Origin of the sequence: uncultured Marivirga sp. (assembly GCF_963974845.1) — a bacterium.
GTDB lineage: Bacteria > Bacteroidota > Bacteroidia > Cytophagales > Cyclobacteriaceae > Marivirga > Marivirga harenae.
This window is the reverse complement of the sequence record NZ_CAXBEQ010000001.1, coordinates 636,295-649,237: the sequence shown is the minus strand read 5'-3', so window position 1 is coordinate 649,237 and position 12,943 is coordinate 636,295. Positions and strand designations below refer to the sequence as shown.

Here is a 12,943-nt window from a genome sequence, read left to right as displayed (position 1 = left end):
AGAAAGATTAAGTATAGATTTCCAGCCATTAGATGCGAGCTAGTCCAATAGCCGAAATCCATCTCAATCGGTACCATTAACTTGAACATTCTTCAATTCTAACGAATAAATGGCGTGCAAAAACAATGATGTCTGATTTAATGTTGATTACCTGTAATTTTCAGATAACATCTTAAATTACCTAGCTTTTGCTTAGTAGCCTACAAAATAAATCGCAATAAAATGGAGCAATTAGTTAAAGACGAAAAACTTGAATTAAAATATCAACCAGGAAAAGGCGCCTGGACTTACCATATTCAAATTCCAAACACAAAACACATAGTGGGGAGGTGGGGCTCTATGAAGGTTTCAGGAACAATTGACGACTATAAAATAGAGAGTCATAACTTAGCAAAAATAGGAGATCAGGATAAACTAATTTCTGTAAATAGCACAATTAGAAAAGCAATCAATAAAAGCGGTGGCGACACGGTAACAGTAACTCTCTATTTACAAACTTCCAATGAGCAAATTACAGAAAAGGAAGTTTTAGAAACTTTCAAAGATTCAGGCGTATTGACAGCATTTAAAAAATTGGCAGAAGAAGAGAGAAATCAAATTATCGGTAAAATAATTTCATTGAAATCAGAAGAAAAGCAAGTAAAAATAATTTTGAAATACATTGACCAACTAAGCAAAAATAATGATTAAGCAAACTTCACTTGATTTCCTTTAATAGGATATTTAAGTACCTAAATCAAATTCATAATCCCTCATTTTACAACCTCCACTTCCTCCAAAACATCCAACCCCTCCAATAACCCGTTAATCTTCCGAACATGATTCCTTACAACCCCTTTATAAAACGCTAATTGCTCTTTATCATCACCAATATTTTCATACTGTTTTTTGAGCCTTTCTAACTCCTCAAACGCTTTTAAAACAGCAGGATCACTAGTCAAATCCTCCACATGCAATTGTCCATATTTAGAAACCAAAAATGTAGGGTAAAACATATTCACAGCGAGATAATCCTTTGGATCAGTGGTAAATAATTCATGAGCACTTTTAGCTCCATAAGATTTTAAGATTTCAATTGCCTCAAGTGAAGATTCGTCCTTATCTCCAAAAACTTCATAAGCCGAATAATGAAGTGATTCAATATCATCTAAAACAGTCTCGAAAGTCTCTGGTGTAATGGTATTAGGATTGGCACCCAATTCTAGAAATAATTTCAATCGCTCAGGATCTTCACTTAATGCCAGGGAATACAAACTGATAACATACTCATCATCATGGGTATTAATATCCGCTCCCGCTTCATTCACTAAATAGCGTATTACATCATGATCCAATTTACTATAGTAGCTCGCAGTAGCCTGAAAAATAGTTTCCTTATCTGCATTCCGGGCATTAATATCAGCTCCTTGGGCAATCAAAGGTTTTATCCTTTCCATAAAGCCTGGACCTCTCTTTAAATTCTCATAGAGTTTATCATTCAGTGCTGAACCAAAGTCATATTGTGCTGATTTGCTCTCTTGATTTTCGAAAATGAATCGAGTTAGTTTTAATACTTTATTGAATCATACAAACTTATACAATTATCAACATTAAGACTAAACCTAAAGGTCTACCCTTCATATAAAATTCATATATTTGAAATCAGTAATTACAGGATTTAGACATATTAATTAATTTTAAATACCAACACTCAATTGAAAATAAGAGATAAAATCAATGAAAGCTTCAAACTCAAAAAGCAATTCGAACACCTTTTAGAAGTAGCTAAAAAAGCAGTAGAAATGGCAATAGAACAAGATGAAAATGCAGCCTCAGCTTGGATTAACGACCAAACGAAAGACCTTGAATTAAATTAAAAATGAGCAACAACCTTAACCCAAACCAAAGTGAATTCCTCCTCTACGTTTCTCAGGCGGGAGAAGTAAAGGTAGATGTCTTATTACAAGATGAAACCGTTTGGCTTACCCAAAAAGGTATGCAAGAGCTATTCGAAAAAGCCAAATCTACAATATCGGAGCATATTAGTAATGTATTTGAAGAAGGTGAACTGGATGAGAAAGTGGTAGTTCGGGATTTCCGAACTACCAGTCCGCATGGCGCTATCAAAGGGAAAACACAAGAAAACACCGTAAGGTACTATAACTTGGATGTCATCATTTCTGTGGGTTACCGAGTAAAGTCACAGCGTGGTACACAATTCCGTATTTGGGCAACCAAAGTTTTACGTGAATTCATTATCAAAGGCTTTGCTATGGATGACGAACGTTTAAAACAAGGTTCTGCCCAATTTGGTAAAGATTACTTCGATGAGCTGCTAGAACGGATTCGGGAGATTCGAGCAAGTGAAAGAAGATTCTACCAAAAAATCACCGATATCTATGCTCAATGTAGCATTGATTACGATCCTAAAGCAGAAATCTCGCAGACATTCTTCAAAACAGTGCAAAACAAACTCCATTGGGCTATTACGGGTCATACCGCAGCTGAAATCATTAAAGAAAGAGCGGATGCTAAAAAACCGCATATGGGCTTAACCACCTGGAAAAGCGCACCAAAAGGAAAAGTACTTAAAACCGATATAGTAGTAGCCAAGAATTACTTAGAAGAAAAAGAACTCAAAGACCTCAACCGTATAGTCACCATGTATTTAGATTTTGCTGAGCTTCAGGCAGAAAGACAAAACCCTATGAAAATGAGCGATTGGATAAGCAAACTGGATGGCTTTTTACAATTTAATGATTACAAAGTTTTAAAGGATGCCGGTAAAATCTCAGCACAGATAGCCAAACAACTAGCAGAAAAAGAATACCAGAAATTCAGAGTAGACCAAGATAAAAATTTCGAATCTGACTTCGATAAAGAGGTAAAACGCATCACCAAAAAACGGAATAAATAGCATGTAAAACACCTGAGGAAATGCAAAATATTCGAATCAAATCATCCCTTCAAGATTTCAATGAATCAATAGCACCTGTGATTGACCATTTAAAGGAGTTATACAAAAAGGAAATTAGAAGTGACCGGGGATTAAGAAATGCTATCGAGAAAAGAAATACTTTAGATGAACAATTGCAGACTATTTTTACCAAATCATTTTCTGATCCGGATAGTTGGTTATGGAATAATTATGAATCTTATGGCATTGACAAATTTATAGGGTGGCACTATATAGGCAAAGAAGATACTTTTCAAGATAAATGTAATAACATCAATAGAACCTTAAATAACAGGATAGAATTTTTAGATCAATTCTCATCGATACTTCCTCACTTAGATGTCATTCTGAAAAGAGAGCCTTTAATTGACATTGAAAACCCTAATATTGAAGATATTCTTTATCTGATACTTTTCAAATTAAATAATCTAAAAGGAAATAATCTAAATTCTGTCCAGTGGATTTTAGCAGGAAATGGAATTACTCTCCCTAGAGGTGATGATGAATTAAAAGAAATTATTCAAGAGCTTTTAAAGTCTTCTTTCATAACAAACGATTATAAATCATACCAAATTACCATTAAAGGAGAATTGCAACTAGGTAGATGGCAACGATCCAGAGAAAGAAAAACAGTTAAGCAAAGTAAAAATTCCATTGATGAAGTAATAAAAGAACTCAAAATACTGGGCCTTGGTCAAGAAATACTATTTAATGAATTAGAAGAACTCAATGCACTAAGTAAGACCTTAAACCAGAAAAATTGGAAGCAATTGGTGAAAGGAAAAATATTTGATCTCACCTTATCAGAAATCATCAATAAGGAAACAGCTTCTTTCATAGTTTCTAAAATCTTACCAAATAAAGATTTTAAATACTTATTATCAAAAGGCAGTGAGAACTTATGATTTATCAAGTTCAAAGTAAAAAACAAACTGAAGCTCCCAACTAGTACCGGTTACCTATTCAAAATAGTATAATCTAAATTCCACGTTTACCGTTAAGCACAGTTTAGTCAAGAAGGCAACCTTGTCCGCTTGTGCCCATCATTTCAAAAACCTGTAAATTACCCAGGGTGGTAAAAAATTAAATCAAACGCACCAGCCTTTCAATCTCCTTACCTTTTGGGGAAGGATTAAGGAAGGGGCTTTTTGAGATAGAACTAACAATGGAACACCATCAATTTTAAATAGTATTTTTATGCATTCATTATCACTTTTCAATACTTTTTGCATAAAATCACTAAAGCGTTCTATCATTAAATTGATGCAGAAATCAACTCAATTCCCTCCCTTGGCAAGCGTGGTGATTGTGCCCAAACTACCTTAATTCGGTCAATAATATTGAATAGCTACAATATGCCTTATATCAAAATACTGTATTTAAGTATTTGCTTAAATAATGAACTTCATTAACTTGCATGCGTTATGGAAGTACAAATAAAGTAACCATGGATAAAAATCAATCATGTATAAGGGTATTGGCTGATGAAGTACAAATTCAGCAATGCAAAGAAAATCTCGAAGAAAACAAAGAATCATTCGGTAAGCTGAGTAGCATCCTGAATTTAGCCGGTAATGAGGTCAGACTGAAAATACTTTACCTTTTAGAACAAGAAGGCCAATTATGCCCCTGTGATCTTTCCGATATTTTGGGAATGAGTATTCCTGCAATATCTCAGCACATCCGAAAAATGAAAGACCGGAATATCATCACAGGAAAACGAAGCGGTCAAACCATTTTTTATGCAATTAATGAAGAACATTTAGAGCTTCTAAAACCCTTGTTTCAGGAAATCACAGTTGGTGACAAAAAAGAAATGATATGACTACGCAGGAAAACTCAAATATTGAATCCAATAATAACAAAAAACTTTTAGGGGCAGGATTAGTATCTGCAATTGCAGCATCAATATGCTGTATCACCCCGGTTTTAGCCCTGGTTTCAGGTGCATCTGGGATTGCTTCCACATTTTCGTGGTTAGATCCTTTGAGACCATATCTAATAGCAGTGACCATACTGGTTTTAGCTTTTGCCTGGTATCAAAAATTGAAACCCAGAACGGAAGAGGAAATAGCTTGTGCTTGTGAAGAGGACGAAAAACCCAATTTTTGGCAAAGCAAGAAGTTTCTGGGAATTGTAACGGTTTTTGCGGTGGTGATGATGGCTTTTCCTCTGTATGCTGATATGTTTTATCCTTCACAAGATCAAAAACAGACTATTGTGGTAGAAACTGATAATCTGCAAACTACCACTTTCGAAATCAAGGGGATGACCTGTAATGGCTGTGCTTCGCATGTAGAGAATGATGTTAATAAACTAAACGGTATAGTGGAAGTAGATGCGAGTTACGAAGATGCTGATGCTATGGTAAAATATGATCAATCAAAAGTAACTAGTGAAGAAATTAAGGCAGCCATAAACGGCACAGGCTATAAAGTAATCAGTCAGAAATAATTATGAAGAAATACGATTTATTTGTAATTGGCTCTGGCATGGCAGGGATGAATATCGCCAATCGCTGTGCGTCAAAAGGATTGAAAGTAGGCATAACAGATGAACTGCCTTATGGAGGTACTTGCGCTTTGAGGGGTTGCGATCCCAAGAAAATTATGCTGGCAGCTACGGAATTAAAGCATCTCGCCTCTAATCTGGCGGATAAGGATATCTCTGATATTCCTCAAATTTCTTGGAAAGACGCCATGAAAAGCAAACAGGGATTTGTGGAAATTATGCCTACTAAATTAGAAAAAGGCTATGAGAAAAATGGGATTGATACCTTTCATACTTCTGCCCGCTTCATAATAGAAAATCAACTAAAGGTAGGTGATGAGATGATAGAAGCAACTAAGATTGTGATTGCCACAGGAGCGAAAGCCCGCAAGCTTGATTTTCCCGGTGGAGACCTGGCACTCACAAGTACCGACTTTTTAAATTTCGAAAACCTCCCCAAATCCCTCATATTTATAGGTGGCGGCTATATAGCTTTTGAATTCGCCCACATGGCTGCTCGCTATGGCAGTAAAGTGACTATTATTCACCGAGGAGAAAGACCTCTGGAGAATTTTGATCCTTTTATTGTGGACCAAATTACTAAAGCCACGGAAGAATTAGATATAGAGTTAATACTGAACACAGAGGTCAGCAAAATCGAAAAATCGGAAGCTGGATATAAAGTCATTGCTAATCCTGATGGTAATGAAAAGAACTGGGAAGCTGAAGTGGTAATAAATTCAGCAGGAAGGCTGCCTGCTATTTTTGACCTTGATTTAGATAAGGGCAATGTGAAGTCCACTCAAAAAGGAATAGTCGCAAACGAATATCTGCAAAGTACATCAAACCCAAATGTATATGTTGCCGGAGATGCAGCTGCTACAGATGGCAAGCCTCTTACTCCTGTGGCCGTAATGGAGGGTCATATTGTGGCGTCCAACATTTTAAAAGAAAACAGCAAAAAGCCTGATTACAGTGCTATACCAACTGTGGTTTTTACCTCACCAGCAATTGCATCAGTAGGACTATCTGAAGAGGAGGCCAACCAAATGGGATTGAATATCATTGTTAAAAAGAATAGTGTTCCTAATTGGTTTACAGCCAAAAGGCTCAATGAAAAGACCTATGCTTATAAAACACTTATAGAAAAAGACAGCGGTAAAATTTTAGGTGCACATCTTATCGGGCCACATGCAGAAGAAGTTATTAATCTTTTTGCCATGGCCATTAAAGGAGGCCTGACTTCAAAAGACATAAAAACCATGATCCTTACCTATCCCTCAGCAAGTTCAGATATAGTGTACATGGTCTAAATATTAAAATCATAAAAATAGAATTCGAATGGAAGTAATACTAAAATCAACAATAAAATGTCCCAACTGCGGGCACGAAAAAACAGAAGAAATGCCAACAGATGCTTGTCAATTCTTCTATGACTGTGATAATTGTAACACAGTTTTGAAACCACAAGCTGGCGATTGCTGTGTCTATTGTAGTTACGGAACAGTAGCATGTCCACCGATCCAACAAAACAAAAGCTGCTGTTAAAAAAGCTCCAAAAAACGAACGTATCAATAAACATAATACGTTCGCTTTTCCTTATTCCCATTTAAAGCTCTCTCTAAATGAATTATTAGGCAAAGACCATGCGCCTTGCCCAATTTCCCTACATCCCTTTCACAATCCAAAAATTTAGCCAAAGCCCATGGCTCCCCCAGCCGAAAGCCTTTAATTTCCCTAAAGGGTAAATCAAAGACCCTCGGCTAACCTGCCGCACTTACCCGCCCAATCCTTCCCTCATAGCTTTTGCTTTTTTTTCTGTTAAGCAGATAAAGAAGTAAAAAAGCAAAAGGAAACGGTCTTTTTGGCTCCCAAGCCAAAAAGTTGTTATTTGATATACCAGCCGCACGGCCAGGCACTATGGTGTGCTGCACTTGGGCTGCGGCAAAGGGTCTCGCCAGCATTGGCTTCAGGCTTTAAATAAGTATTGATTTATAAGGTATTTAAAGCCAAAAGCCAACCCCTTCGGGGCAAGTGCTGTCATGCCCCTTGCAGCTTAGCCCAAGTGCATCACGGCAACCTACCTGGTCTGTTCCTTTAAACCTCCGCTTCGCTACTGTTAAAAGCAACAGCCCCCGGTTGCCAGAGTTAGGCTCGCCTGCGGGCGCCCCCGGGCTGCGGCTTGTCATGGTTTTTAAAAAAAGCTGTTAGTGTTTATGATTAAAACGGCTACAGCTTTTTTTAACTAAAAACCACGCCAAGCCTTGCTCGCTCCGTTACTCTCCGCTCGTGGCTAGCCCCCGTTTCCTGCGGTCACTCTCGGTCTACCACCCGGGGTCGCACTCGCAGACGGCTCGACACACAGCGGATTGCAAACCATTCCGTAAACTCCATTATTTGCAACCGCTCTTCCTGCGTTCACCTTCCCACGTCTACCCGCATTAGTGCCTTGATCAAACTGTTGTGGTAATACGATAGGATAGTATTCCACATCCCTTCCCAAATTCCCCACCACCCGTTTAAGGTGCGGCTTTAGGCCGCCTTGAGTTTGCCCCAGGAATTTGGATAAACTTCGATTGGAATTTTGCAGGTAAATATTTCTTCAAAAATTAAATAAAAGAGGAAAGCAAATTAGGGATGAATTGCTTTTTCGGCCGCAAGTCCAAGCCCTTCGGTTTTTTTGAAAAATCTCCTCCGCTCACCAACGGAAGTATTTTCCAAAAAAGACTTGCCCCCGAAGCAATTCCCCCTGAAAGAAAAGCTTTCTCTTTTCTTTTTTTTTCTTTTCTCTTTTGAAAATATTTCCCTGTCGTGTGTAGGTTATTTGATAGGTATTTTTTCATAGCTCACTTTACAATAAACAATTTAATAGCTTTATAGATATGTTGAAAGTAACTAGGACTTTAAAATATTTTCTCCAGCCTTTTATGAGGAGGAGGTAGCTTTCCAAAGCTAAGTTCCTGCCATAATTCCTACTTTCCAAAAAAGCTCTTTAATGGCTTTCTTGCTTCTGGAAAGTGAAAAAATCAATCCAAACATAGTGAAATTTACAGGCATGCGGATGAGAAAGATGCAAGAGTTCGCTTTGCCGGCTACAAAAAAAATCTCCTCCGCCAGATGGCGGAAGTATTTTTTATGTGCTGCTCTTGCATCTATCTCACCGGTCCTGTGTGGATGCGCACTATGTTTAAATTAATTTTTAGAGTGCGCATCGCCAGCCGGTGGTTGGTGACGTACGTTCGTCTTCGTCCAGCGTTTAGTTTTACGCGGTTCAGTGTTCAGTCTGAAGGTTATTATTTCCTTCGGTTTTTGTGGTTTGAGATTAATTTCTCGCCATTGCCGTTTTAGTTTTATTGCCTGGTGGGTTTTGCCTGCCAGGTTTTTATTTTTTTGTTAATTCAGCTTCGTTATTCCTTTAGCAACTATTACCAACGCTGACCGATTTATGACTTTCTTTTCTTAAGAGCTTGCCATTTTAAGTAAGTTCCCGAACGCCACAACCACTCTAGTGGACCGTATAAAAAATACTTGAGCCATATTCTGCTCAATAGAATCTGGAGAACAAAAATGATGATACCGAATACAAATAATTCTGTGGCACCCCAACTACTGAAAACTGATCCAAAAGCCCATGCAGAAAACAAAATGGCACCAATGACCCCTTGCATTTCATAATTGGTTAGCGCCATTCGACCATAAGGAGATAATACGTCAAGGTATTTGCTAAAACTGCTGGTATTATACAGAATAATAAATCCCATCCCCAAAGCAGCTGAGAAAAATACTAAATTGAGATCTCCCAAAGTTTTAACCACCAACATCATCGCAGGTATATATTCATCACCCGGTCTCATTAATGATCGCACTTCTACAGCAGGAAAGAGGCTTTCAATCCAATTCACGAATAGGGCAGCTACTGCAAAACCGACAAACAGGAAAAGATTCCGTCTTTTTCTTTCACCCAGAGTCTCAAAAAAGCGGATTCTACCCACTACCAATCCTAAAATAAACAAAGCAAAAGTAAGATAGCCTCGCCCATACATACCAAACTGATAGTTCAGCTTCCCTTCAAATCTTTCAGCATAATTGTGCTTTACAGAATTAATAAAAGAGGGGTTTTGGATATGCGCTGGAATTTCCCTTGCTTCAGGAGAACCGCTTTCAGTTTGTTTTTCTGCCGTTTGCGCTTTCAAATTACTATTATGAATGCTAGACTGAATAGCTCGAGGTGTTCCAATTAACAGAAGAGAAGCCAACAGTAGTAAACTCCAATTTCTCAAAGAATAAAGTGGGATGAGTAAAAGTCCAAAAACGGCATATATAGAAATGATTTCAATACTGTAAAATGAATGGCCAACTACTCCAATCAGTAACAAAATGAACATCCTCCAGATAAATCGCTTTCTAAAATCTATCCCTTTCTTGGCTGCCCTGTCCATCTGAATAAAAAAACTGAGTCCGAAAAGAAAAGCAAAAATATTGATAAACCTGCCCATAATCAGATTACTGCCAATCCATTGAATAGTTTTATCAATTTCCGGAAAGCGAGTTTGAGCTTGCTCAACTGAAACTTCAAATATCCCGAAATTTTGCAACATATGCATCAGAATTACACCCAGAAGGGCAAAACCCCTTAAAGCATCTAGGACTGTAATTCGTTTTAAAGGTTGGGTTAATGTGGTGGGTTGACTTACATTTTTCATTTTGATACACTATTTTTATATAACAAATGTAGTGTCCTCAATTCATCTCATTCTTATACAGAATACAGCTTAACCTACCAATTTTACTGTTATACTACTTCATGATCTGAAGGCTTTCTAGCCAATCCTTCACTTCACCTTTTACTTCCTTGCGTTTTTCACCCTCCATCACAAAATAGATTCCGTCTCTTTCTACTCCACCTTTAGTCGAATAGCCTTCCAGAATAGTACTCTCAGGACAAAGCTCCTTTACAGTATTAAAACTACTTCCAACTCCATACCCAGCATTGGTATTAAATGGGATGACTGTTTTACCACTAAGATCATATTTGGTCAAAAAGCTTTTCATTGGTGGAGGTAATTGCATATCCCAGGTCGGGAATCCTATGAAAATGATATCATACTTTTGGATATTTTTAATTTCAGTTTTGAGAGGAGGTAAATATCCAGTTTCATTTTCTTGGTCCACTTGAGAAACTATAGCATCATAATCTTCCGGATAAGGGGTTTTCAACTCCAATTCAACAATTTCCCCACCTACTTCCTCATAAATCATCTTGGCAACAGCCTGAGTATTATTCGTTCTGCTTAGGTAAACTATTAGCACATCATCAGACTTATTTGCTTCATTCACGCTCTTATTATCTTTAGCCTGGCTGCAAGCACTAATAGGTATAATGAATAAAATACCGACCAAGAGATAATTAAGAAATTGCATTACACTATAGTTATTTATCCCAGCCACTTCAATTATTTACCACTATCACCACCAAAGAGCTTCGTAAAGGAAAGAGCGCTAAGCTTCCAGTTTCCATTTTCTTTCACATATACCTCAGTCACTTCGAAAGGGTTGGTGACTTCATTTCCACCGACTACAGCTAAAAGTGTGATGTTATTCAATAGAATGGCGGTGTTGCCCATTACATTAACCGATACTTCTTTGACATCTGCTTTCTTATACCAAATACCCCCACTTTCAATCACACTAAGTTCCTTCTCCTTGCCCCAGCTTCCTCCCATGTGGACGAAGACTGATTGCTCATGAAATAAATCATCCAGTTGACCTACATTTTTATCCGCCATCCAATCCCATTTCTTTTTGGATAAATCCATGATTTCCTTTTCTACATTTTTTGTATTGGATATAGTCAATTCAATACTACTAAATTCTTCCTCCTTTACCGGTTCAAGCCATTCTGTAGGTTCATTACCTGTAATGGCAAGGTAAGTAACACCTGTGTTAGGGGTGGCCGCATGCCAATGCGCTACTCCAGGTGCACAATGCACTACATCTCCTTTTTTTACAGTTTGCACTTGCTTTCCTCTTTCCTGATAAAAACCGATGCCTTCAGTGATAATTAATTGCTGTCCATCAGGATGCTTGTGCCAATCGAGTTTTGCTCCTTTAGCAAATACAGCTTGTACGATACTATAATCAAAAGTTTTATCAGCATCACTTACATGATAGAGCCAAACATCCCCAGTGTGGTGTACATTAGGTGCTTTTTCTCCTTTGGGAAATGTTGAATCATCTTGCGCATTCAATTGCCTGCAAAGCAATAAACTGAATAGAATAGCGGAATAACTTATATACTTTTTCATCATAACAATATTTATATTTCAATTCGTAATGTATTAATACTTAATCAAGTCCTTTTTCTTGTAGCCAATTGAACATAAGCTCGGCAATCTTTTCATTGTTTAAATCTGACATAGGGAAGTGGCTATTCCCTTTAATTCCAATATCTGGCAAATATATCAGGGTCACATCACCGCCATGTTTATTGACTGCATTGCTCCATGTCTTAGCCATAGCCAATGCTGCCCTCCATTGCTCTTGTCCTGGATATTTCACAGGCTCAGTTGGAATATAATCACCGTAATAAATAATAATCGGGATTTGTGTTAATTTCTTGAAATCCGACATGGGAACCCCTCTGGCACTTAACTTTCCACCAACATATGAAATGGGGTCTGGTATTTCATTTTCAGGAAAAACAAAATTACTGCCCGGCTCATAGGAGACAATGCCTTTTATATTATCATTTTGAAGTGCGGTTAACCATCCCTGACCTCCACTATGCGAATGAGTTACCAATATGCCAGCACCAATTTTATCAAATAATGCGGATACTGCATTGATGTTAACTTCTATATCGAGAGGGCCAGTATCTGGTGTAATCTGTCTGTAAAAATGGTTTAAAGCCAGTGAATCTTGAGGAAACTGGCTTCCTTTGAAAAACTCATTATCAATTCCCAACCGGAAAATCCCAAACCAGAGCTGATCATCAGGTTTGGCTGTAATAGTAGTGGGTTCTGTACTTCTCCCTGCTTTTCCTCTCCTCGGTTGATCAATTAAATAAACAGGAAACTGCTTTCTTAGAAAAATATTCTGAAAACCTTCTCTGCCATCTGGGGTAGTCTCCCAGGTTTTAGCTGATTGCCCGTAACCATGCCAAAATATCAGTGGCAGCTTACGTTTATCCTGTGGGATTTGATAGAATACATAAGCGTGATCACCGTGCAAAGTCTGTCCTTCTGAAGCTTGATTGGAAGGATTAAAATAACCATGATTTATTGGGTCAAAGGTGCCTGAAGCTTTTACAATTTCGCCACCGACCATAAAGCTACCTTGTTCCTCAATAATTAAGGGTTGCTTTTGTGCATGACTTGGGAAAACGGTCATCATCAGAACAACAGCAAGAAAAGCAAAGAATGAAATGTTATTTTGATAGTGCATAGTATTCTTTTTGGTCAACAAGCTTAATTTACATAATTATTTGAGAAAATTTTGATGGTCAATCGATAGCCAAGT

16 protein-coding genes are annotated in these 12,943 nt (G+C 37.7%); 8 read left to right on the top strand and 8 right to left on the bottom strand.

What is annotated here, in order from left to right:
• Nucleotides 1-222: 222 nt before the first annotated feature.
• On the top strand, nt 223-690 hold the full coding sequence (locus AAC601_RS02870; RefSeq protein WP_340152427.1) for a DUF1905 domain-containing protein: 468 nt from the start codon (nt 223-225) through the stop codon (nt 688-690).
• 62 nt (nt 691-752) lie between these two features.
• On the opposite strand, the gene AAC601_RS02865 is transcribed toward AAC601_RS02870, so the two are convergent.
• Complete coding sequence (locus tag AAC601_RS02865; protein WP_340152426.1) at nt 753-1,436, bottom strand: hypothetical protein; 684 nt, start codon at nt 1,434-1,436, stop codon at nt 753-755.
• A gap of 258 nt (nt 1,437-1,694) precedes the next feature.
• Here AAC601_RS02865 and AAC601_RS02860 point away from each other — a divergent pair, with 258 nt between their 5' ends.
• From AAC601_RS02860 to AAC601_RS02830, 7 genes are all read left to right on the top strand, one after another.
• On the top strand, nt 1,695-1,856 hold the full coding sequence (locus AAC601_RS02860) for a hypothetical protein (protein WP_176223776.1): 162 nt from the start codon (nt 1,695-1,697) through the stop codon (nt 1,854-1,856).
• A gap of 2 nt (nt 1,857-1,858) precedes the next feature.
• The gene (locus AAC601_RS02855) at nt 1,859-2,896 is read left to right on the top strand and encodes a virulence RhuM family protein (RefSeq protein WP_013453363.1); all 1,038 of its coding nucleotides are present in this window, start codon (nt 1,859-1,861) and stop codon (nt 2,894-2,896) included.
• A gap of 20 nt (nt 2,897-2,916) precedes the next feature.
• The gene (locus AAC601_RS02850; protein ID WP_340152425.1) at nt 2,917-3,840 is read left to right on the top strand and encodes a hypothetical protein; all 924 of its coding nucleotides are present in this window, start codon (nt 2,917-2,919) and stop codon (nt 3,838-3,840) included.
• A gap of 542 nt (nt 3,841-4,382) precedes the next feature.
• The gene (locus AAC601_RS02845; RefSeq protein ID WP_041650451.1) at nt 4,383-4,760 is read left to right on the top strand and encodes a metalloregulator ArsR/SmtB family transcription factor; all 378 of its coding nucleotides are present in this window, start codon (nt 4,383-4,385) and stop codon (nt 4,758-4,760) included.
• A complete protein-coding gene (merTP, locus tag AAC601_RS02840; RefSeq protein WP_303270341.1) occupies nt 4,757-5,389 on the top strand; it encodes a mercuric transport protein MerTP in 633 nt (210 codons plus the stop codon). The genes AAC601_RS02845 and merTP overlap by 4 nt, the downstream gene beginning before the upstream one ends.
• A gap of 2 nt (nt 5,390-5,391) precedes the next feature.
• Nucleotides 5,392-6,738, top strand: coding sequence for an NAD(P)/FAD-dependent oxidoreductase (locus AAC601_RS02835; protein WP_340152424.1), 1,347 nt, complete (start codon nt 5,392-5,394; stop codon nt 6,736-6,738).
• Between the two features lie 28 nt (nt 6,739-6,766).
• Nucleotides 6,767-6,973, top strand: a complete 207-nt coding sequence (locus AAC601_RS02830) for a GDCCVxC domain-containing (seleno)protein (RefSeq protein WP_340152423.1) — start codon at nt 6,767-6,769, stop codon at nt 6,971-6,973.
• A 215-nt stretch (nt 6,974-7,188) separates the two neighbouring features.
• Here the strand turns inward: AAC601_RS02830 and AAC601_RS02825 are convergent, their stop codons facing one another.
• The 7 genes from AAC601_RS02825 to AAC601_RS02795 all read right to left on the bottom strand — a co-directional run bounded on the left by AAC601_RS02825 (nt 7,189) and on the right by AAC601_RS02795 (nt 12,868).
• Nucleotides 7,189-7,389 (bottom strand): hypothetical protein, encoded by a 201-nt coding sequence (locus tag AAC601_RS02825; RefSeq protein ID WP_085517249.1) that lies wholly within the window; start codon nt 7,387-7,389, stop codon nt 7,189-7,191.
• Nucleotides 7,390-7,718: 329 nt separating this feature from the next.
• Nucleotides 7,719-7,937: a hypothetical protein gene (locus AAC601_RS02820; RefSeq protein ID WP_340152422.1), complete on the bottom strand. Its 219-nt coding sequence runs from the start codon at nt 7,935-7,937 to the stop codon at nt 7,719-7,721.
• Nucleotides 7,938-8,034: 97 nt separating this feature from the next.
• Nucleotides 8,035-8,268 (bottom strand): hypothetical protein, encoded by a 234-nt coding sequence (locus AAC601_RS02815; RefSeq protein ID WP_303270348.1) that lies wholly within the window; start codon nt 8,266-8,268, stop codon nt 8,035-8,037.
• Nucleotides 8,269-8,868: 600 nt separating this feature from the next.
• Complete coding sequence (locus tag AAC601_RS02810) at nt 8,869-10,128, bottom strand: DUF418 domain-containing protein (protein WP_340152421.1); 1,260 nt, start codon at nt 10,126-10,128, stop codon at nt 8,869-8,871.
• A gap of 94 nt (nt 10,129-10,222) precedes the next feature.
• Entirely contained in the window at nt 10,223-10,846 is a 624-nt protein-coding gene (locus AAC601_RS02805; protein WP_340152420.1) for a flavodoxin, read from the bottom strand.
• 32 nt (nt 10,847-10,878) lie between these two features.
• Nucleotides 10,879-11,730, bottom strand: coding sequence for a DUF4440 domain-containing protein (locus AAC601_RS02800; RefSeq protein WP_340152419.1), 852 nt, complete (start codon nt 11,728-11,730; stop codon nt 10,879-10,881).
• Nucleotides 11,731-11,770: 40 nt separating this feature from the next.
• Nucleotides 11,771-12,868 (bottom strand): alpha/beta fold hydrolase, encoded by a 1,098-nt coding sequence (locus tag AAC601_RS02795; RefSeq protein WP_340152418.1) that lies wholly within the window; start codon nt 12,866-12,868, stop codon nt 11,771-11,773.
• Between the last annotated feature and the right edge of the window lie 75 nt (nt 12,869-12,943).